The organism is Microbulbifer mangrovi, from assembly GCF_002009015.1.
GTDB lineage: Bacteria > Pseudomonadota > Gammaproteobacteria > Pseudomonadales > Cellvibrionaceae > Microbulbifer > Microbulbifer mangrovi.
The window spans coordinates 1-554 of the sequence record NZ_LZDE01000066.1; the positions used below are offsets into that span (position 1 = coordinate 1).

Below are 554 nucleotides of genomic sequence, written 5' to 3' on the forward strand. Positions count from 1 at the left end.
CACTCACGAATTCCGTGCACCCAACGCTTGCCAAGTTGCTCGCAAGTGGCGCGTACAGTATGGCCGCTGCCTACCAGGGATTTAAACCGGCTTTCAAAATTTCTATTCAGGTAGGTCCATTGCTTTGGATCAATTTGCAGGCGATCCAGAATGGGAGGAAGCTTTTCGTTGATTGCTCCCCGCTTATCTTCTCGTAGGCAGCGTCCGCTCCAGTCCACCAGTTCAAAATAGTCCTCTAGCCGAAACGGTAGGCCTGTAGGCATGGGTTCTTTGGGATTCCCCACAAAAGGCAGCAGCGTGGTGGGCTGCTGTGCCTGTTTTGCAGAGAGGATACGTTGTTTGATTGAGGTATGGTCCGATGTCTCTGGGGTTTCGGCCATTTTCGCGCGGATTGGATTAAGGTCGACATAAGCCATACAGGCTGCCAGGGCCTTTTCGTCCAATAATGCTTGGGATTTAAAACGGCCCTCCCAGAATCGCCCGCTACACTGGTCTTCGCGATTGGCTTCCCGTGCAATGAACTCGTTCAAGTAGCGCATAAACCAACTGATATC

The 554-nt window shown here is 51.8% G+C and carries 1 protein-coding gene; it reads right to left on the reverse strand.

Annotation, left to right across the window (positions count from 1 at the left end; all coding sequences use genetic code 11):
• The coding region (locus B4U49_RS00285) for a transposase (protein ID WP_420811453.1) at positions 1-554 on the reverse strand (554 nt) is incomplete at both ends.